Source organism: Ralstonia sp. RL (assembly GCF_001683835.1).
Taxonomy (GTDB): Bacteria; Pseudomonadota; Gammaproteobacteria; order Burkholderiales; family Burkholderiaceae; genus Ralstonia; species Ralstonia mannitolilytica.
Window position 1 is genome coordinate 1 of record NZ_LWRX01000150.1, and the last position, 19,333, is coordinate 19,333.

Consider the following 19,333-nt stretch of genomic DNA (forward strand, 5'->3'; position numbering starts at 1 on the left):
ACCGCTGGTGCCGGCGCTGCAGAGCTGGTGGATGAAGATCCACGTGCCCGCCAATTTCATCGGCTATGGCACGTTTGCCTTGGCGGCCATGGTCGGTTCCGCGTACCTGCTCAAGGAGCACGGCATCCTGCTCGATCGCCTGCCCTCGCTGGAGGTGCTGGACGACGTGATGTACAAGGCCATCACCGTGGGCTTCGCGTTCTTCACCATTGCCACGATCCTGGGCGCGCTGTGGGCTGCCGATGCGTGGGGCGGATACTGGAGCTGGGATCCGAAGGAGACGTGGGCGCTGATCGTGTGGCTGAACTACGCCGCGTGGCTGCACATGCGGCTGATGAAGGGCCTGCGCGGCCGCATGGCGGCGTGGTGGGCGCTGATTGGCCTGCTCGTCACGACGTTCGCCTTCCTGGGGGTCAACATGTTCCTGTCGGGCCTGCACAGCTACGGCGAGCTGTAAGCCACGAAAAATCCTCAGCGGACTGGAATAAGGACGCGCCTGGCGTGTTTACTGCTCTGTGAGGGCGCCTCGGTTGTCCCCTTTCCGGCGCCCCTCCACCAAGGAGAACAAGATGAGCCAGTCCGCAACTTTCCCCGCATGGTTCCGTCCGCGCATGGCCTTCGCCGGTGCAGTGATGCTCGTGTCGCTTTCCGCGCTTGGTCTGGCGGGTTGCGCCAGCATGGGCATGGGAGCGTCCTCCACGCCGACCGCCGTCAAGGTGACCAACGGCACGCTCACCGACGAGCATGGCATGACGCTCTACACGTTCGACCGCGACACCACGGCCGGCAAGAGCGCCTGCAACGGCAACTGCGCCAACAACTGGCCGCCGCTGGCCGCCAACAGCGCGGACAAGCCCTCCGGCGACTACACCATCGTCACCCGCGACGACGGCAAGCAGCAGTGGGCCTACCGCGGCAAGCCGCTCTATCTGTTTGCCAAGGACAAGATGCCCGGCGACCAGACCGGAGACGGCGTCCTGAACGTCTGGCACGTCGCCAAGCCGTAATCGTCTGCCGGCTGCGCGCCCATGACCGACCTCGCCGGCCGCCTGATCGCGCTGACGCCGCGCCTGCGCCGTCATGCGCGCGGCCTGGCCGGCGAGGCAAGCCGCGCCGATGACCTCGTCCAGGACACGCTGGAGCGCGCCTGGCGTTATCGGTGGCGCTTCCAGTTGCGTCCCCGGCTGGGTGCCACGGACGAGAGCGACGGCCTATTCGCGTGGTTGCTGACCATCATGCATCGCTTGCACCTGAACGCCGTGCGCCGGCCGGATCGGATCGAGCTGACCGACGCGCCGCCCGATATTGCCGTCGACGACAACCCGGGCCTGCGCCGCGATCTGCTGCGCGCGCTGGCCACCTTGCCGGAAGAGCAGCGTGCTGTACTGCTGCTCGTCGGGTTGGAGCAGTTCGCCTACAAGGAAGCTGCCGACGTGCTCGGTGTACCAGTGGGTACGGTGATGTCGCGCCTGTCGCGGGCGCGCGAGCGCATGCGCGTGGCACTCGACGGCACCCCTGCGGCATCCCAGCCGGCGGGTGGCGGCGCTGCGCTGCACCGTGTGAAGTGAGGCGAGCCATGTCTGCCGACATTCACATCGACGAACTCCACGCCTACGCAGACGGGCGCTTGCCGGCCACACGCCGCGCCGCGGTGGAGGCGTATCTGGCCGCCCATGCGGACGCCGCCGCAGAGGTGGCGCGGTGGCGGGCGATGAACGCCGACCTCCATCGCGCGCTTGACCCGCTGCTCAACGAACCCGTGCCGCCGCGGCGGATTCCGGCCGCGATACAGGCTGCGGCACGGCGGCAGCCCACTGCGGGCTTTGGCGCACTGCGTGGATGGAGCACGTTGGCCCTCGGCGTGGCATGCATGACCATCGGGGCCGCAGCGGGCTGGTTCAGTCGGGGTGTTGCGGAAGTCACCGTGCCGATGCAGCGTTTCGCCAACGACGCGCTGGTGTCGCACGTTGTCTTTTCCCCCGAGTCGAAACACGTGGTGGAGGTGCCCGCCGACGAAGAAGCGCATCTCGTCACGTGGCTCTCACGGCGGCTCGATGCGCAGCTGCACATTCCCGACCTCACCTCGTTGGGCTACCGCCTCATCGGCGGCCGCCAGACGGTGGTGGCGGATGCGCCCACCGCCATGCTGATGTACGAAGGGCCGGGCGGGGTGCGCATTTCCGTGCAGTTGCGGCGCATGCCGAACAATCGCGACACCGGCTTCCGGCTCGAAACCCTCCCCCCGGACAACCGTGTGCTGCGGGCGCTTCAGCCGGCCGTGGATCATCCGCCCCCCATGGCGTTCTACTGGGCGGATCACGGCCTGGGGTTTGCGGTCTCGGGCCCGCTCGCGCGCACGCAACTGCTGGAGGTGGCACAGGCGGTCTACCGGCAGTACAGCGAGTTCACCGGGCCGACGGGCGGCAGGAAATAGTGCAGTTTTTTTTGCGATGCGCTGTCAGGTCGGCGGCAGGCGCACGACCAACGGACAGGGAGGGCGAGCCTCCCCGCATAACGAGGACCCATCATGCTGATCAAGACCGATCGCTGGCTGCGCGGCGATGACATTCCCGCCAGCGAAATCACGCCGCAGCCTATCTTCGAGCAGCGGCGGCGCATCCTGGCCGCCGCAGCCATGGGCGCCGCGGGCGCAGCGCTGGCGCCCTGGACATCGCGCGAGGCCTTCGCGGCCAATCCTCCGCTGGCCAAACTGCCGGCCAAGCCGAACCCCGCCTACACCACCGTCGAAAAGCCCACGCCCTACGACGAGGTTACGACGTACAACAACTTCTACGAATTCGGAACGGACAAATCCGACCCGGCGCGCTATGCCGGCACGCTGCGCCCGCGCCCGTGGCAGGTCAGCGTGGAGGGCCTGGTGAAGACGCCCAAGACGTACGATCTGGACGACCTGACGAAATTCGCCCCGATGGAGGAGCGCGTCTACCGCCTGCGCTGTGTCGAAGGGTGGTCGATGGTGATTCCTTGGGTCGGCTTTCCGCTGGCCGAACTCATCAAGCGCGTGGAGCCGCAGGGCAGCGCCAAGTACATCCAGTTCATCTCGCTGGCCGACAAGCGGCAGATGCCCGGCATCGGCAGCCCGGTGCTGGAATGGCCGTACAGCGAAGGCCTGCGCCTGGACGAGGCCATGCACCCGCTGACGTTGCTGACCTTCGGTCTCTACGGCCAGGTGCTGCCTAACCAGAACGGCGCGCCGGTGCGCGTGATCGTGCCGTGGAAGTACGGCTTCAAGAGCGCCAAGTCCATCGTCAAGATCCGCTTTGTCGACAAGCAGCCGCCCACCAGCTGGAACATCGCCGCGGCCAACGAGTATGGCTTTTATTCCAACGTGAACCCGACCGTGGACCATCCGCGATGGAGCCAGGCCACCGAGCGCCGCATCGGCGAAGACAAGGGCGGCTTCGGCGGCCTGTTCGCGCCCAAGCGCAAGACGCTGATGTTCAACGGCTACGATCAGGTCGCGCCGCTGTATGCCGGCATGGATCTTCGCAAGAACTTCTGAGGCAGCGATGATGCATTTGCCGTCCATGCTGTCGCCCAGGTCGCTGCGCGTGGTGAAGATCGCCGTGTGGCTGGCCGCGCTTGTGCCGTTTCTGCGCATCGTCTTCCTGGGCGCGACCGACCAGTTCGGGCCGAACCCGCTGGAGTTCGTCACGCGGTCGACCGGCACATGGACGCTGGTGCTGCTGTGCTGCACGCTGGCCGTCACACCGCTGCGCCGGCTGACAGGCATGAACTGGCTGATCCGCCTGCGCCGCATGCTGGGGCTTTACACGTTCTTCTACGGCACGCTGCACTTCCTGATCTGGCTGGTGGTCGACCGCGGGCTCGATCCGGCATCGATGCTCAAGGACATCGGCAAGCGGCCGTTCATCACCGTCGGCTTTACCGCCTTCGTGCTGATGATCCCGCTCGCGGCCACGTCGACCAACGCCATGGTCCGCCGGCTCGGCGGCAAGCGCTGGCAGTGGCTGCACCGGCTGGTGTATGCGACGGGCGTGCTCGGCATCCTGCATTACTGGTGGCACAAGGCGGGCAAGAACGACTTTGCCGAGGTGTCGATCTACGCCGCGGTGATGGCCGTGGTCTTGGGGTTGCGCCTGTGGTGGGCGTGGCGTGGGTCGCGGCAGAGCGCCATGCCGCGCACGATGCCGGCGCGCGATTGAGCCGCATGCAACGCACGTGAAAAAAGCCGCGGATGTTCGCGGCTTTTTTGTGCGATGACGCTGGCTTATGCCGGCAGCAGATGCTCGCCGCGGATCAGGTCTTCAAAGCGCTCGCGCTCGCGCACCAGGTGCACCTTGTCGCCATCGACGATCACCTCTGCGGCGCGATTGCGCGTGTTGTAGTTTGAGCTCATCGTGAAGCCGTACGCGCCGGCCGACAGGACGGCCAGCAGGTCGCCCGACTGCACGGCCAGCGACCGGTCGCGGCCCAGCCAGTCGCCCGATTCGCAGACCGGGCCAACCACGTCGTACATGACGGGCGCGCTTTCGCCTTCGCGCACCGGCACGATGTGGTGATACGCCTCGTACATCGCCGGGCGGGCAAGGTCGTTCATGGCCGCATCGACGATGCAGAAGTTCTTGCTCGCGCCGGGCTTGAGGTATTCGACGCGCGTGAGCAGCAGGCCGGCATTGCCCACCAGAGAGCGGCCGGGCTCGAACAGCACGGTGCGGTCGCCAAAGCCGCGCTGCTCGATGCGGTCGAGCAGCGTGCGGGCAAACGCGGTGATGTCCGGCGGCGTCTCATCGGTGTAGGTGATGCCCAGACCGCCGCCCACGTCGATGTGCGACAGGCGGATGCCGTCGGCGTCGAGTTTGGCCACCACGTCGAGCACCTTGTCCAGCGCATCGAGGTACGGCGAGACCTCGGTGATCTGCGAGCCGATGTGGCAGTCGATGCCGACGACGCGCAGGTTCGGCATGGCCGCGGCGGCGCGGTACGTCGGCAGCACCTCGTCGAAGGCCACGCCAAACTTGTTCCCCTTCAGGCCCGTCGAGATGTACGGGTGCGTCTTGGCGTCCACGTCCGGGTTGATGCGCAGCGACACGGGCGCGGCCTTGCCCATCGAGCCGGCTACGTCGTTCAGGCGGTGCAGCTCTGGAATGGATTCGACGTTGAAGCAGGCTACGCCGGCTTCCAGCGCGAAGCGCATTTCGTCCGCGCTCTTGCCCACGCCCGAGAACACGACCTTCGATGCCGGTGCACCGGCGGCCAGCACGCGCTTGAGTTCGCCCGACGAGACGATGTCGAAACCGGCGCCGAGCTGAGCGAACACCTGCAGCACGGCCAGGTTCGAGTTCGCCTTCATCGCGTACTGCACGTGGGCATTGCGGCCCTCGCAGGCCGCGGCGTACGCGCGGTAGTTGGCGGTGAGCGCGGCGCGCGAATACACGTAGGTAGGCGTGCCAAACTGGGCGGCAATCGCGTCGAGCGCGACGCCTTCGATCATCAGGACGCCAGCCTGGCGGATCAGGGACTCGGACATGGATGGGCAACGAGGGTGGCGCCGTTGCGGGCAGCAGCGCCGGTTGAGCGAGGATGCGGGGTCAGCGGTTTGCAGGCACGGCGCTGGCCGCGTCGGCGGGTTTGGCCCCCGGCACGGGCGGCTGCGGCACCGCGTTGGGGCCGGCGATGCCCGGGTCGGGGGTTTGCGGGGCCGTCTGCGCGGGTGGCACCTTCGGCATGTACAGCGGACCACGGATCCCACAGCCGGATAGGCCTGCGGCCGTCAGGGTCAGGCCGACAGTGGCTACAATGGCGGCGGTTCGTATCATCGGAGATGGTGCGGAAAGAGCCCCAAGGCTGCGGCCTTGCGGCGGTCGGAATCACAAGAGGCGGGGCGCCCAGCGGCGCCGGAACAGCCGCCGCGCAAGATTTTGGAGTGTAGCATGCCCCCCCTGAGCGAATCGGAGTTCCTGGCGCTGGCCAAGGCCGAGCTGGACCACATCGAAAGCCTTGTCGAGAGCGCCGCCGATGAGGCGGATGCCGACATCGACGTCACCCGCGAAGGCAACGTGCTGACGCTCGCGTTCGACGACGGCTCGAAGATCATCATCAACAGCCAGGCACCGATGCAGGAGTTGTGGGTGGCGGCGCGTGCGGGCGGCTTTCACTTCCGTCGCAACGATGGCCGCTGGGTCGACACGCGCAGTGGTGAAGACCTGTACGTCGCACTGTCGCGCTACGTGAGCCAGCAATGCGAGGTCGATGTGACGCTGGCCGCCAGGTAAGCACTGCGCATCTTCGATCCTCGCAAAAGAAAAGCCGCCCAGAAGGGCGGCTTTTTCGTGGCGGACGGATTCAGTTGCCGCGGAACATATCGAGGATGCGTTGCTTCTCCTGCTCCGGCGTCGGCGCCAGGTTGATGCCCGGCTGTTGGGATTGCGGCTGGTCGCCGCCCGGTGCCTGCGTCCCCGGCAATGCGTCGCCCAGGCCGACCGAGGCGATGCCCTGGCCGTTGGCGTATTCCTCGTAGGCCCAGTCGCCGGCCATCTGCACGACGCCTTCCGGCGGCTGGCGGTCCATCTCGGGCTGGCCCTTGAGCGCGTAGCTCATGTAGTTGATCCAGATCGGCAGGGCCAGGCCGCCGCCCGTTTCACGGTCGCCCAGGCTGCGCGGGTTGTCGTAGCCCATCCACGACACGCCGACCAGCTTGGGCGTGTAGCCGCAGAACCAGGCGTCGAACGAGTCGTTCGTCGTCCCGGTCTTGCCCGCCATGTCGTTGCGGCCGAGCTTGAGCTTGGCCTGATAGCCCGTGCCGCTCGACACGACGCTGCGCAGCAACGAATCCATGATGAAGTCATTGCGCGGGTCGATCACGCGCACGGCGTCCTTGCCGGCCGTCATCGGGTGCGCCTGCTGGATGACCGTGCCGCGTGCGTCCTCCACGCGGTCGATGATGTACGGGTTCACGCGGTAGCCGCCGTTGGCGAACACCGAATACGCGCCGGCCATCTGCAGCATCGTCACCGAGCCGGCACCGAGGGCCATCGGCAGGTAGGCCGGGTGCTTGTCGGCCTCGAAGCCGAAGCGGGTGATGTACTGCTGCGCATACTGCGTGCCGATCGCACGCAGGATCCGCACCGACACCAGGTTCTTCGACTTCTGCAGCGCGCGGCGCATGGTCATCGGGCCATCGTAGCCGCCGCCGTAGTTCTTCGGCTCCCAGACCTGGCCACCGGTGTCGCCGGTCGGGATCGACAGCGGTGCGTCGTTGATCACCGTGGACGGCGAGAAGCCCTTGTCCACCGCTGCCGAGTAGATGAACGGCTTGAAGCTCGAACCCGGCTGACGCCAGGCCTGCGTGACGTGGTTGAACTTGCTGCGGTTGAAATCGAAGCCGCCGACCATCGAATAGATCGCGCCGGTTTGCGGGTCCAGCGAAATGAAGCCCGACGCCACTTCCGGCAGCTGCGTGATCGACCACTTCTGCGTCTTGGCATCCTGGATCACGCGGATCACCGCGCCCGGGCGCAGCTTGATCTTCGGCTGCGCGTTGTTCGACAACGCCGCCTGCGCAAACCGCAGGCCGTCGCCAGACACGTCGATCGTCTCACCGGTCAGCATGGTGGCACGCACGAGCTTGGGTGACACGCTCACCACCACGGCCGACTGCAGATCGTCGCTGTTCGGGTGGTCGAGCAGCGCATCGTCGATGGCCTGCTCGCGCTCTTCAGGATCGGTGGGCAGGTCGATGAACGCCTCGGGGCCGCGGTAGCCGTGGCGGCGTTCGTAATCGAGAATGCCGCGCCGCACCGATTGGTAGGCCACTTCCTGATCGCCCTTGCGGATCGTGGTGTAGACGTTCAGGCCGCGCGTGTAGGTCTCTTCGCGGTACTGCGCGTACATGAGCTGGCGCACCATCTCGGCCACGTATTCGGCGTGCACGTCGAACTCATGGCCTTCGCTGCGCACCGGCAGCTGTTCGTGGATGGCCTGGTCGTACTGCTCCGGAGTGATGTAGTGCAGGTCGCGCATGCGCTGCAGGATGTACTCCTGGCGGATCTTGGCGCGCTTGGGGTTAACCACCGGGTTGTACGCCGACGGCGCCTTCGGCAGGCCGGCCAGCATGGCCGCTTCGGCCAGGGTGATGTCCTTGATGTTCTTGCCGAAGTAGATCTGCTCGGCGCTGGCAAAACCGTATGCGCGCTGGCCCAGGTAGATCTGGTTCATGTACAGCTCGAGGATCTGATCCTTCGAGAGGCTCGCCTCGATCTTGTACGCCAGCAGCATCTCGTAGATCTTGCGCGTATACGTCTTCTCGCTCGAGAGGAAGAAGTTGCGCGCCACCTGCATGGTGATCGTCGACGCGCCCTGCGAGAGCCCGCCGTGCAGGTTGGCCAGGCCCGCGCGCAGCACGCCGATGAAGTCTACGCCCCCGTGTTCATAGAAGCGGTCGTCTTCGATGGCGAGCACCGCGCGCTTCATCACGTCGGGCATCTGGGAGATCGGCACGAAGCTTCGGCGCTCTTCACCGAACTCGCCGATGAGGACGTTGTCGGCGGTGTAGACCCGCAGCGGAATCTTCGGGCGGTAATCGGTGATGGCGTCAAGCGACGGGAGGTTAGGCGCAGCAACGAGCAGGGCATAGCCCAACAGCAGCGCCCCGACGATGCCCATGGCAACGAACAGGCCGAACATCCAGAGCAGCAGGCGTGCCCACAGCGGGCGGCGGGCCTTGGGCGGCTTGGGCGAAGCAGGGTTGGTTTGGGCAGTAGCCATTACGAGGGGTGTCTGTCAGCGTGGCGGCGATTATATCGTCGCGCCCCGCGGGCCCCGGACGCCTGGGCGTAACAGCACGTAACGCCTGTCACGCCGGCGCCCCGGACAGCACTTGTGCGGCGCGGCAGGCACCGGTAACGCGCCGTTTGTGCGCCCGGCGTACCCGGATTCAAGGCCGTGAAGAATCCGCCGTTAGAAGTAGGCGAAGCGGAAATCAAGTCAGGCGAAAGGGGTATCCCCCCGACCGTGGGGTTTTGACAACGCTTTGCGAACCGGTGCCTGCGAAATGCGCGGCGGGCCGCCGGAGCGTTTGCCTGATCTAAAGGATTTTGTGAGAATCCAGCAGCAAATCTAAGCAGGCTTTGGCGCACGTTGGATTTGCAGCGGGCGCCAGGGTTCAAAAAACTATAAACGGTGGGGTGTCTCTGTGCGACGGGGTTTGTTGTCCGGCCTGCTGCGCCGCAATATCGTCGGGATTGATATCGGGTCTTCCAGCGTCAAGGTGGTGGAGTTGTCCGCCAACGGCAAACAGGGAGATTTCCGTCTCGAAAAGTGCGCCAGCGAGCTGGTTGAACGCAGCGCCGTCGCCGACGGCAATCTGGTCAACATCGATGCGGTTGGCAATGCGCTCAAGCGTGCCATCGCCAAGGCGGGCATCCGCAGCAAGGATGCCGTGCTGGCCATTCCGTCGAGCCTGACGGAATCGCAGACCGTCAGCCTGCCTGACAACCTGACCGAAGACGAACTCTTCGTGCAGGTCGAGAGCGAAGCCAACCGGCTGTTTCCGCCCTCGCAGAACGTCAATTTCGACTATGTGGTGATCGGCCCGTCCGAAACCGAGGGCGGCATCGGCGTGCGCGTGACGGCCACGGTGTCGGAACGCGTGACGGAGCGCGTGACGGCCGCCGAGATGGCCGGCCTCAAGCCCATCGTCATGGATGTGGAAGAGAACGCCATCCAGCGCGCCATGACGCACATGCTTGCCGTCAAGCCGGACGCTACCGAGACCGAGATGCGCGACATGCCCGTGGTGGCGATGTTCCATCTGGGCGGCGCTCGCTCGCATGCGTTGTTCTACCAGGGCTGGAAGGAGCTGTACGAGCAGCCGCTGTCGGGCTCGGGCGACCAGCTCACGCAGAGCATCTCGCGCCTGTTCTCGCTCGACCTGCTCAAGGCCGAGGTCAAGAAGCGCAAGAACACGCTGCCCGACGAATACCGCAGCCAGCTGCTCAAGCCATCGCTGGAGACGCTGGCGATGGAAGTCAGCCAGACGATCCAGAACTTCCTGTCGACCTCCAGCGTCGGCCGCGTGGATGAGATCGTGCTCTCGGGCGGCCATGCATCGCTGCTCGGCGTGCAGACGGCCATTCAGCAACAGACGCAGATCAATACGACGCTGGCCAATCCGTTCGCCAACATGGGCGCGGCCAAGAACGTCAACGCGCGCTATCTGCAGCGTGATCTTCCGGCGTACATCGTCAGCGCGGGCCTGGCCCTGCGCGGGCTGCAATAAGGAGGCGCGATGGCCAACGAAAGCGCCAATGTGGCGAGCGCGCTCCCGAGCGTCAACCTGCTGCCGTATCACGCCGAGCGGCGTGCCGGCAAGCGCAAGAAAGTCTTCATTAGCCTGGCCGCAGCGGCCGCTGCAGGCGCCGTGGTGGTGTTGGCGGGCGGCATGGTGATCGATCACCAGACTGAAGAGGCCCAGCGCATCAACGACATTCTCACGCAGAAGAATGCCGAGATGGACAAGCAGATCGCCGAGGTCAACACGCTGAAGAAGGACATCGACGATCTGCTGCAGCGCCAGCAGGCCGTGGAAAGCCTGCAGAACGAACGCAACCGCCCCGTGCAGTTGCTCGAGGAACTGGTGCGTCAGGTGCCGGATGGCATCTACCTGACCTCGCTCAAGCAGGAGGGCGATCTCTACACCGTTTCCGGCATTGCGCAATCGAACGAGCGCGTCTCGGACCTGCTGCGCAACCTGGGCGGCGTGCCCTGGCTCGATCATGCGGAGCTGGGCGAGTCGGTCGCCACCACGATGACGAACAACCTGAAGGAGCAGCGCCGCCTGTTCAACTTCACGATCCGCTTCCAGTGGAAGGCCGAGCCCGCAGCGTCGGCCAAGCCGGGTGCGGCCGGTGCAGCGGCGAGGAAATGACCATGGCGCTCACGACCGATGTTTCCCTGGAAGAACTGGTCAGCCAGTTCCGCGGCCTGAACCTGAACGAGCCGGAAACCTGGCCGACCGCGCCGCGCATCCTGTTCATGATTCTGGCCGCCGTACTCGTGATCGGGTTGGGCTGGCAGCTGTACTGGAACGGCAAGTTTGACGAGCGCGATGCGAAGCGCACCGAGCAGGAGGCGCTCAAGAGCGCTTACCAGAGCAAGCTCGCGCAGGTGGTGAACCTCGAGGCGCTGCGCAAGCAGAAGGCCGAGGTGGAGCAGCGCGTTGCCAAGCTCGAGCTGCAATTGCCGAACAAGACCGAGATGGACGCGCTGCTGGCCGACGTCAACCATGCCGGCATCGCCCGCGGGCTGACGTTCGACCTGTTCCGTCCGGCCGCCGCGGTGGTGAAGCCGTACTACGCAGAGATTCCCATCTCCGTGAAGGTCAACGGGCGCTATCACGACATGGCGCTGTTTGCCGCCGATGTGGCCGCGCTGTCGCGGATCGTCACGCTGCAGAACATCTCCCTGACGGGTACCAAGGACGGTGGCATGGTGATGGATGCCCGTGCCCAGGCCTACCGTGCGCTCGACGCCGACGAGCAGGCCGCGCAACGCAAGGCTGCTGCTGCCGCCAAGGGGGGCGCCAAATGAAGGGCCACGCCATGACCCGCCGCCGCATGTCACACCTCGTGCGCCTGTCGCCGCTGTGCCTGGCCGTCGTGCTGACGGCGTGCGGCGCGAGTGAAGACGAGGAGCTGCAGCAATGGATGCAGCAGGCCCGCCAGCAGGTCAGCACCACGGTGCCGCCCCTGCCGCAGCCCAAGCCTTACGCGCCGCGCGAATACACCACCACCAGGCAGACTGACCCGTTCAGCGTGCAGAAGGTGGCGGAACTGTCGCGAGCCCAGAACGAATCGCCGGAACCGAATCGACGTCGCGAGCCGCTGGAAGACTATCCGCTGGAGGCCTTCAAGCTGCTCGGCACGATGAAGCGCAATGGCGAGACGGAAGGTGTCCTGTCTGTCGGGGACAAGACGCAGCACGTGCATGTGGGGCAGTACATCGGACAAAACTATGGTCGCATCGTCCGCATCGGAGACCAGGAACTCACCCTGCGTGAGCTGGTGCGCGAAGGCACGACCGAATGGAAAGAAAAAATGACGACCCTGAAAGTTCAGGAGGGCGCGCAATGACGATGCGTCTCGTGAAGGGCGGCCTGTCCCAGGCTGCCCGAGTGGCCCGGGGGGGCGCGGTGGCATGGCTTGCGCTGTGCTGGGTTTTCATGGCGGGCCAGGCCGCTGCTCAGCAGGCCGCGCCGGCTGCGGCCGCCGCCGCCAATGCGATCGAGAAGGTGGAGCAGGCCACGGCCGGTGAATCCACCGTCGTGACGATCACGCTCAAGAGCGCGCCGGCGCAGAAGCCGGTCGAGTTCAGCACGCAGCAGCCTGCGCGCATCGCCATCGATTTCTTTGGCGCCGGTTTCGCACAGGGCCGTGCCAACTACCAATATGGCGGCAAGCTGCTGCGCTCGGCCAACGTGGTGCAGATCGGCGATCGCACGCGCGTGGTGCTCGATCTGGTGCGCCAGACTCAGTACAAGTCGGAAGTGCGCGGCAACCAGTATGTGCTGACGCTGGAGGCCGCGCCCGTGGCCTCGGCCGCGCCGGCGCCGACGTTCTCTGCACCGCCGCCCACGGCGGGCGCCGAGCGTCCGGCCGTGCGCAACGTCGATTTCCGTCGCGGCGAAGACCAGGCGGGCCGCGTGGTCGTTGACCTGTCGACGGCCAACTCGGCGATCAACATTGCTCAGCAGGGCCAGAATCTCGTGGTCGACTTCGTGGGCGCCACGCTGCCGCAATCGCTGCGCCGCCGTTACGACGTGAGCGACTTCGGTACGCCCGTGCAGGCCATGCGCGCGACCGACAACGGCACCGGCGCACGTCTGATCATCGAGCCGCGCGGCAACTGGCAGTACAGCTCGTACCAGACCGACACGCAGTTCGTGGTCGAAGTGCGCCCGACCAAGGAAGACCCGAACAAGCTGATCGCCGGCCCGGGCTACCGCGGTGAGCGCCTGTCGCTGAACTTCCAGAACATCGACGTGCGCTCGCTGCTGCAGGTCTTTGCCGACTTCACCAACCTGAACATCGTCACGAGCGACAGCGTCACGGGCACCTTGTCCCTGCGGCTGAAGGACGTGCCATGGGATCAGGCCCTGCAGATCGTGCTCGACTCCAAGGGCCTGGCTTCGCGCCGCAACGGCAACGTGCTGTGGGTCGCGCCGCGCGGTGAGCTGGCCACGAAAGAGAAGGCCGAACTCGAGTCGCAGCAGCAGGTGACCGAACTGGAGCCGCTGCGCAGCCAGGTGTTCCGCCTGAACTACCAGAGCGCGGGCGACGTGCGCAACATGCTGCTGGGCGCCGGCGCTGCTGGTGGCGCCGGCGGCGCGGCCGGCGGGGCCGCAACGTCTCGCGTCCTGTCCAAGCGCGGCTCGCTGACCGCCGATCTGCGCACGAACCAGCTCTTTGTTTCCGACATCCCGAGCAAGCTGGAAGAGGTGCAGGCCTTCATCCAGAAGATCGACATCCCGGTGCGCCAGGTGATGATCGAGGCACGCATCGTCGAGGCCGACGACACGTTCAGCCGCAACCTGGGCGCCAAGCTGGGCTTCATGAACCGGACGAATGGTTCCGGCGTGGGCAACTCGTACACCAACGTGCTGTCGCCGATTACGGAAAACGCCAAATGGGACAACAGTCCGGCGATCAGCTTCCCGGCCAACGGCATTAACGGCGTGAATGCCGCAAGTTTGGCGGTGAGTCTGTTCAATGCCGGCGCGAATCGCTTCCTGGCGCTCGAGCTGTCCGCGCTGGAAGCCGATGGCCGAGGCAAGATCATCTCGAGCCCGCGCGTAGTGACCGCCGACAACATCAAGGCGCTGATCGAGCAGGGTACCGAGATCCCGTACCAGCAGGCGACGTCTTCGGGCGCCACGTCGGTGTCGTTCAAGAAGGCCAACCTGAAGCTGGAGGTCACGCCCAAGATCACGCCGGACGGCAACGTCTTTCTGGATGTGGACGTCAACAAGGACAGCGTCGGCATCCAGACCACCAACGGCTTCGCCATCGACACCAAGCACGTGCAGACGCAGGTGCTGGTCGAGAACGGCGGTACGGTGGTGATCGGCGGCATCTACACGCAGAACGAGCGGACCGACGTGAACAAGGTGCCGCTGCTGGGCGACATCCCGGTGGTGGGCAACCTGTTCAAGAGCACCAACAAGATCAATAACCGCACCGAGCTGCTCGTCTTCCTGACGCCGCGGGTGCTGTCCGACCAGCTGTCGCTGAAGTAGCACAGCGGCGGGGTGTGCGACCTCGGAGCCCGGCGTCCCTCGTGGAGCGCCGGGCTTTTTTGTGTTCTGCAGCCGGGTTTGTGCGGGAGGGCGGGCAAATGCCACTACAATCAGGCACAACTTCCTGATTTCGCGCGATTTTGTCTGTTTCCAACGTTTTTTTCGTCGGCCTGATGGGCGCGGGCAAGACTACGGTCGGGCGCGCCGTGGCTCGCCGGCTGGATCTGCCGTTCTTCGATTCGGATCATGAGATCGAGGCGCGCTGCGGGGTGCGCGTGCCGGTGATTTTCGAGCACGAAGGCGAAGTCGGCTTCCGCAACCGCGAGACGCACATGATCGACGAGCTCACATCGCGCCAGGGGGTGGTGGTGGCCACCGGCGGCGGCGCAGTGTTGCGGCCGGAAAACCGGGCGTTCCTGCGCGAGCGCGGCACGGTCATCTACCTGCGGGCGAATCCGCACGATCTGTATCTGCGTACGCGCCACGACAAGAACCGCCCGCTGCTGCAGACCGAAAACCCGCGTGCCAGGCTGGAAGAGCTGCATGCGGTTCGCGATCCGCTCTACCGCGAGGTGGCGCACTTCGTCATCGAGACCGGCAAGCCCACTGTCGCCCAGCTTGTTAATATGGTCCTGATGCAACTCGAGATGGCCGGCATCGTCGCGCCGCCTGCGGGTTCCCCCATTCCGTCGCAAGTCTCCCGCTCGTCATGATTACCCTTGATGTCGACCTTGGTGATCGCGCCTATCCGATCCATATCGGGTCGGGGCTGCTGGCCCAGGCCGAGTTGTTTGCCCCCCACATTCGCGGCGCGCGTGCCGTGATCGTCACCAACGAAACGGTGGCGCCACTGTACGCGGCCAAGGTCGAGGCGGCCGTCCGCTCCCTCGGCAAGGCCGTCGACACCGTTGTGCTGCCCGATGGCGAGTCGTTCAAGAAGTGGGAAACGCTGAATCGCATCTTCGATGCGCTGCTCGCCTCGGGCGCCGACCGCAAGACCACGCTGGTCGCGCTGGGTGGCGGCGTGATCGGCGACATGACCGGCTTTGCCGCCGCCTGCTACATGCGCGGCGTGCCCTTCATCCAGGTGCCGACGACGCTGCTCTCGCAGGTCGATTCGTCGGTGGGCGGCAAGACGGGCATCAACCACCCGCTGGGCAAGAACATGATCGGCGCATTCCACCAGCCGCAGGCGGTGCTTGCCGACATCGACACGCTGCGCACGTTGCCGCCGCGCGAGCTGGCCGCCGGCATGGCCGAGGTCATCAAGCACGGTGCGATTGCCGATGCCGACTACTTCGCCTGGATCGAACGGAACATCGCCGGCCTCAACGCCTGCGATGCGGCGTTGATGGCCGAAGCCGTGCGCGGCTCGGTGCGCATCAAGGCTGCGGTCGTGGCACAGGACGAGCGTGAATCGGGCCTGCGCGCCATCCTCAACTTCGGCCACACCTTCGGCCACGCCATCGAGGCCGGCCTGGGTTACGGCGAATGGCTGCACGGCGAGGCCGTCGGCTGCGGCATGGTGATGGCGGCCGACCTGTCGCATCGCCTTGGCTTCATCGACGTCGACACGCGCAACCGCATCACCGCGCTGACGCGTGCGGCCAACCTGCCCACCGTGGCGCCGGACCTGGGCCTCGAACGCTTCATCGACCTGATGCGCGTCGACAAGAAGGCCGAAGCCGGCGAGATCAAGTTCGTACTGCTGCGCAAGCTCGGCCAGGCGTTCGTCACCACGGTACCCGATGCCGATCTGCGCGCCACGCTGCAGCATGCGGTGCTGCGGCCGCCGACCGAGGCGCCGGTCGCCTGATGCCGCAAGCGATGGCCCGATGAACGATCGCCTCGATATGCCGCCCGCGCCGTTCGACCTGGAAGGCCATCTCGCTCCCTACGCCGCGCATGCGGCGCAGTCGCGCGGCCGCGTGCACGCCGAACCGCCGTCCACCTCGCGCACCGAGTTCCAGCGCGATCGCGACCGCATCATCCACAGCACGGCCTTCCGGCGGCTCGAATACAAGACACAGGTCTTCGTCAACCACGAGGGCGACCTGTTTCGCACGCGCCTGACGCACAGCCTTGAGGTGGCGCAGATCGCCCGGTCGATCGCGCGCAGCCTGCGGCTGAACGAAGACCTGGTGGAGGCCATCTCGCTCGCGCACGACCTGGGCCACACGCCGTTCGGCCACGCAGGCCAGGATGCGCTCAACGATTGCATGAAGCCGTACGGCGGTTTCGAGCACAACCTGCAGAGCCTGCTGGTGGTGGACCGGCTGGAAGAGCGCTACGGCGGCTTTGACGGCCTGAACCTGACGTTCGAGACGCGCGAGGGCATCCTCAAGCATTGCTCGCGCAACAATGCGGCCACGCTCGGCGATCTGGGGCGGCGGTTCCTCCAAGGGCAGCAGCCCTCGCTCGAGGCACAGCTTGCCAACCTCGCCGATGAGGTGGCCTACAACAACCACGATATCGACGACGGCCTGCGCTCGGGGCTGATCACGCTGGAGCAACTCGAGGATGTGCCGCTGTGGACCGTCCATCGGCGCGAAGCGGAGGCGGCGTTTCCCGACGTCGGCGGCCGGCGCCTCATCAACGAGACGATCCGCCGCATCATCAACGCGCTGATCGTCGATCTCATTGCCACCACGCGCGCGGCCATCGCGGCGGCCGGACCGCAGAGCATCGACGACGTCCGCGCAGCCCCCGCACTGGTGGCGTTTTCCGAACCGATGCGTGAACAGGCGCGCGTGCTCAAGCGCTTCCTGTTCGACAATCTGTACCGCCACTATCTCGTGATGCGCATGGCCGCGAAGGCGCGCCGCATCATCGAAGACCTGTTTGGCGCCTTCCTGGATGACCCGCGCCTGCTGCCGCCGCAGTACCAAGCCAAGGACCAGCCCGAAGAGCAGCCGCGCTGGATCGCGCACTACATCGCCGGGATGACGGACCGTTACGCCATCAAGGAGCATCGCCGCATCTTTGCGGTGGATGCGGTGTGAGGCCGGCATCGGGCGGGCGTTGAGCGCCCGTCGCGCTGAAAAAGCAAGCAAAAAAATAGCCCGGCCGCCCCAACGCATGCCGGGCCCAACGCGCCAACCACCGCCGACGAGCGCCCCCGCCGTCGACGGCCCCTGCGGCACGCCGGAAAAGTCGATCAGGACAGTGTCTGTTCGCTGACCGCCTCCCTCAGAACCGATACCCCAGCCCGATGCCCAGCAGCCAGGGGTCGACCTTCACCTTGCTGATCGTCTGCCCGGCCAGCTTCACGTCGGCGCTGATCCATGTCCTCTTCAGGTCGACGTTGAAGTACAGGCGCTCGGTCAGGCGATAGTCGAAACCCACCTGCAGCGCAGGGCCGATGCTGTTCCTGCTCATGTCCAAGTTGCCGACGCCCGGAACGTGAAGGTCGACGTTTGAGATGCGCGTGTAGTTGATGCCCGCGCCCACATACGGCTTGAAGCGCGACGCGGGCGTGAAGTGATACTGCAGCGTCAGGATTGGCGGCAGATGGCGGAAGCTGCCGATCTTGGTCGGGCCGCCGAGCGCGCTTTGCATGACCGTCACGTCATGCTGTTGCGGATACGTCAGGATCAGCTCGGCTGCCACATTCGGCGTGAAGAAGTACGAGACGTCCAGTTCCGGCAGCACCTTGTTGTTGATCTGGATCGCATCTGCCGGAATGGCGAGCGCCGGCACGGGGTCGGACTTGTTGGCCGCGGTCAGGTTGACAGCGCGCAGGCGCACCATCCAGTTGCCGGCGGCTGGCGGCAAGTCGGTGCTTTGTGCAAGCGCGGTTGAGCTCAGGCTGCCGGCCAGCAACCCGGCGGTGGCAACAACAGCGGCTAGGCGGACGCAGGCCATGAATCGCTCCCTCCAATCGTTTCGTGATGTGATGGGTGCCAGTCTCGCGGGGAGGTTGCCTGCGCGATTTGCGCGCGATCAAGTCGACGCAGCCGCACGCCTGTGGACCGCGAGCCGGTTTGACGGTGCGCAAATTCGTGAGCGGTTCAGTAGCAAGCGTTTGCGAGCAAAAAAGTGGGGACAGGTTCATGCGGGCGGCGCTACGATACGCGTTTTCTCCTCCGGCTCTTCCCATGGCCCGCCTGCCTCGTCTCAGTCCGGTCGATGTGCCCGTACACGTGTTGCAACGCGGCAACAACCGCCAGCTCGTCTTTCGCGGCGACGACGACTACGCCTTCTACCTCGACACGCTTCGCATGGCCGCCCGCGAGCACGATTTCGCAATCCACGCCTTCGCGCTGATGCCGAATCACGTGCACCTGGTCGGAACGCCCAAGGTGGCAGAGAGTCTGTCGCGCACGCTGCAGGCGGTGGGGCGGCGCTATACCCGCTACTTCAATGCAGCGGCCCAGCGCAGCGGCACTTTATGGGAGGGGCGTTTCCGGTCCACCGTGCTGGATCCGGCCGAATGGGTGCTGCCCATGCTGTTGTATGTGGAATCGAACGCCGTACGCGGCGGGTTCGTTGCCACACCGGAAGAAGACCGGTGGAGCACGTATCGACACCATGTCGGCATTCAATCGATTCCGTGGGTGAGCGATCACTACTGCTACTGGCGGCTTGGGAATACACCGTTCGAGCGCCAGTCGCGCTATCGGACCCTGTGGCACGAGGGGCTGGGTTCGGATCAGCTCCCGAAGATCCGTCAACACGTGCACAGCGGCTGGCCGCTCGGCAGCGATGCTTTTCTCGCTACGTTGGCGCGCACCGGAGGGCGCCGTGTCGCGCCGCTGCCCAAGGGGAGACCGCCCCGACAGGCCGCCGAGCCGGAGGCGGAAGACACGACGTCGGCGCGATAGGCGCGGGGCATGGGGCGCACAGTCGTGTGCACGAATTTTATCTGTCCCCATTTTTTTGACTGCACCGCATGTGTGCATTTATTAATTTAATCCGACCCCATTTAAAACCTTTTGCGTGTTACGGACCGCTCTTTTATATTCGTTTCACCCCGCATTCATGGTGCGGCGCGCCATTGGCTGTTCTGCCCGCATCCGCACCATCGAGAGGGCCGCCTACGGCGAGCTGCACCGATAA

At 65.6% G+C, this 19,333-nt stretch carries 20 protein-coding genes; 16 read left to right on the plus strand and 4 right to left on the minus strand.

The features are described 5' to 3' along the window. The 6 genes from ccsB to msrQ all read left to right on the plus strand — a co-directional run. The coding region (gene ccsB / locus A6M56_RS14610; RefSeq protein WP_286758207.1) for a c-type cytochrome biogenesis protein CcsB at nt 1-457 on the plus strand (457 nt) is incomplete at its 5' end. 112 nt (nt 458-569) lie between these two features. After that, a complete protein-coding gene (locus tag A6M56_RS14615; RefSeq protein ID WP_102080163.1) occupies nt 570-1,007 on the plus strand; it encodes a COG4315 family predicted lipoprotein in 438 nt (145 codons plus the stop codon). Between the two features lie 21 nt (nt 1,008-1,028). Further along, nucleotides 1,029-1,568 (plus strand): RNA polymerase sigma factor, encoded by a 540-nt coding sequence (locus tag A6M56_RS14620; protein ID WP_045785030.1) that lies wholly within the window; start codon nt 1,029-1,031, stop codon nt 1,566-1,568. Nucleotides 1,569-1,576: 8 nt separating this feature from the next. Next, the gene (locus A6M56_RS14625) at nt 1,577-2,434 is read left to right on the plus strand and encodes an anti-sigma factor family protein (RefSeq protein WP_045785029.1); all 858 of its coding nucleotides are present in this window, start codon (nt 1,577-1,579) and stop codon (nt 2,432-2,434) included. Nucleotides 2,435-2,527: 93 nt separating this feature from the next. Further along, nucleotides 2,528-3,523 (plus strand): protein-methionine-sulfoxide reductase catalytic subunit MsrP, encoded by a 996-nt coding sequence (gene msrP / locus A6M56_RS14630; RefSeq protein WP_045785028.1) that lies wholly within the window; start codon nt 2,528-2,530, stop codon nt 3,521-3,523. A 7-nt stretch (nt 3,524-3,530) separates the two neighbouring features. Next, nucleotides 3,531-4,187, plus strand: a complete 657-nt coding sequence (msrQ, locus tag A6M56_RS14635; RefSeq protein ID WP_062739458.1) for a protein-methionine-sulfoxide reductase heme-binding subunit MsrQ — start codon at nt 3,531-3,533, stop codon at nt 4,185-4,187. A gap of 65 nt (nt 4,188-4,252) precedes the next feature. On the opposite strand, the gene lysA is transcribed toward msrQ, so the two are convergent. Both lysA and lptM read right to left on the minus strand, forming a co-directional pair. Beyond that, a complete protein-coding gene (gene lysA, locus A6M56_RS14640) occupies nt 4,253-5,512 on the minus strand; it encodes a diaminopimelate decarboxylase (RefSeq protein WP_045785026.1) in 1,260 nt (419 codons plus the stop codon). Nucleotides 5,513-5,573: 61 nt separating this feature from the next. After that, on the minus strand, nt 5,574-5,801 hold the full coding sequence (lptM, locus tag A6M56_RS14645; protein WP_045785025.1) for an LPS translocon maturation chaperone LptM: 228 nt from the start codon (nt 5,799-5,801) through the stop codon (nt 5,574-5,576). A gap of 114 nt (nt 5,802-5,915) precedes the next feature. Between lptM and cyaY the strand changes: the two genes are divergently transcribed. After that, nucleotides 5,916-6,257 carry an iron donor protein CyaY gene (gene cyaY, locus A6M56_RS14650; protein WP_045785024.1) on the plus strand — a complete coding sequence of 114 codons (342 nt, stop codon included), beginning with the start codon at nt 5,916-5,918 and terminating at the stop codon, nt 6,255-6,257. Between the two features lie 70 nt (nt 6,258-6,327). On the opposite strand, the gene A6M56_RS14655 is transcribed toward cyaY, so the two are convergent. After that, nucleotides 6,328-8,748 carry a penicillin-binding protein 1A gene (locus A6M56_RS14655; protein ID WP_045785023.1) on the minus strand — a complete coding sequence of 807 codons (2,421 nt, stop codon included), beginning with the start codon at nt 8,746-8,748 and terminating at the stop codon, nt 6,328-6,330. A 442-nt stretch (nt 8,749-9,190) separates the two neighbouring features. Here A6M56_RS14655 and pilM point away from each other — a divergent pair, with 442 nt between their 5' ends. From pilM to A6M56_RS14695, 8 genes are all read left to right on the plus strand, one after another. Continuing rightward, on the plus strand, nt 9,191-10,261 hold the full coding sequence (gene pilM / locus A6M56_RS14660) for a type IV pilus biogenesis protein PilM (RefSeq protein ID WP_180964262.1): 1,071 nt from the start codon (nt 9,191-9,193) through the stop codon (nt 10,259-10,261). A gap of 9 nt (nt 10,262-10,270) precedes the next feature. Next, entirely contained in the window at nt 10,271-10,909 is a 639-nt protein-coding gene (locus A6M56_RS14665) for a PilN domain-containing protein (RefSeq protein ID WP_045785021.1), read from the plus strand. A 2-nt stretch (nt 10,910-10,911) separates the two neighbouring features. Further along, nucleotides 10,912-11,571: a type IV pilus inner membrane component PilO gene (locus A6M56_RS14670; RefSeq protein WP_045785020.1), complete on the plus strand. Its 660-nt coding sequence runs from the start codon at nt 10,912-10,914 to the stop codon at nt 11,569-11,571. Beyond that, complete coding sequence (locus tag A6M56_RS14675; RefSeq protein WP_045785019.1) at nt 11,568-12,113, plus strand: pilus assembly protein PilP; 546 nt, start codon at nt 11,568-11,570, stop codon at nt 12,111-12,113. Before A6M56_RS14670 ends, A6M56_RS14675 begins: the two co-directional genes overlap by 4 nt. 2 nt (nt 12,114-12,115) lie before the next feature. Beyond that, nucleotides 12,116-14,275 (plus strand): temperature dependent type IV pilus secretin PilQ, encoded by a 2,160-nt coding sequence (pilQ, locus tag A6M56_RS14680; protein WP_276203705.1) that lies wholly within the window; start codon nt 12,116-12,118, stop codon nt 14,273-14,275. Nucleotides 14,276-14,415: 140 nt separating this feature from the next. Then, on the plus strand, nt 14,416-14,988 hold the full coding sequence (locus A6M56_RS14685; protein WP_180964246.1) for a shikimate kinase: 573 nt from the start codon (nt 14,416-14,418) through the stop codon (nt 14,986-14,988). Beyond that, a complete protein-coding gene (aroB, locus tag A6M56_RS14690) occupies nt 14,985-16,091 on the plus strand; it encodes a 3-dehydroquinate synthase (protein ID WP_102080162.1) in 1,107 nt (368 codons plus the stop codon). Before A6M56_RS14685 ends, aroB begins: the two co-directional genes overlap by 4 nt. 19 nt (nt 16,092-16,110) lie before the next feature. Continuing rightward, on the plus strand, nt 16,111-17,277 hold the full coding sequence (locus A6M56_RS14695) for a deoxyguanosinetriphosphate triphosphohydrolase (protein ID WP_045785015.1): 1,167 nt from the start codon (nt 16,111-16,113) through the stop codon (nt 17,275-17,277). A gap of 187 nt (nt 17,278-17,464) precedes the next feature. On the opposite strand, the gene A6M56_RS14700 is transcribed toward A6M56_RS14695, so the two are convergent. Then, on the minus strand, nt 17,465-18,139 hold the full coding sequence (locus A6M56_RS14700) for an OmpW/AlkL family protein (RefSeq protein ID WP_102080161.1): 675 nt from the start codon (nt 18,137-18,139) through the stop codon (nt 17,465-17,467). Between the two features lie 233 nt (nt 18,140-18,372). Here A6M56_RS14700 and A6M56_RS14705 point away from each other — a divergent pair, with 233 nt between their 5' ends. Then, nucleotides 18,373-19,098, plus strand: a complete 726-nt coding sequence (locus A6M56_RS14705; protein ID WP_102080160.1) for a transposase — start codon at nt 18,373-18,375, stop codon at nt 19,096-19,098. Nucleotides 19,099-19,333: the final 235 nt, after the last annotated feature.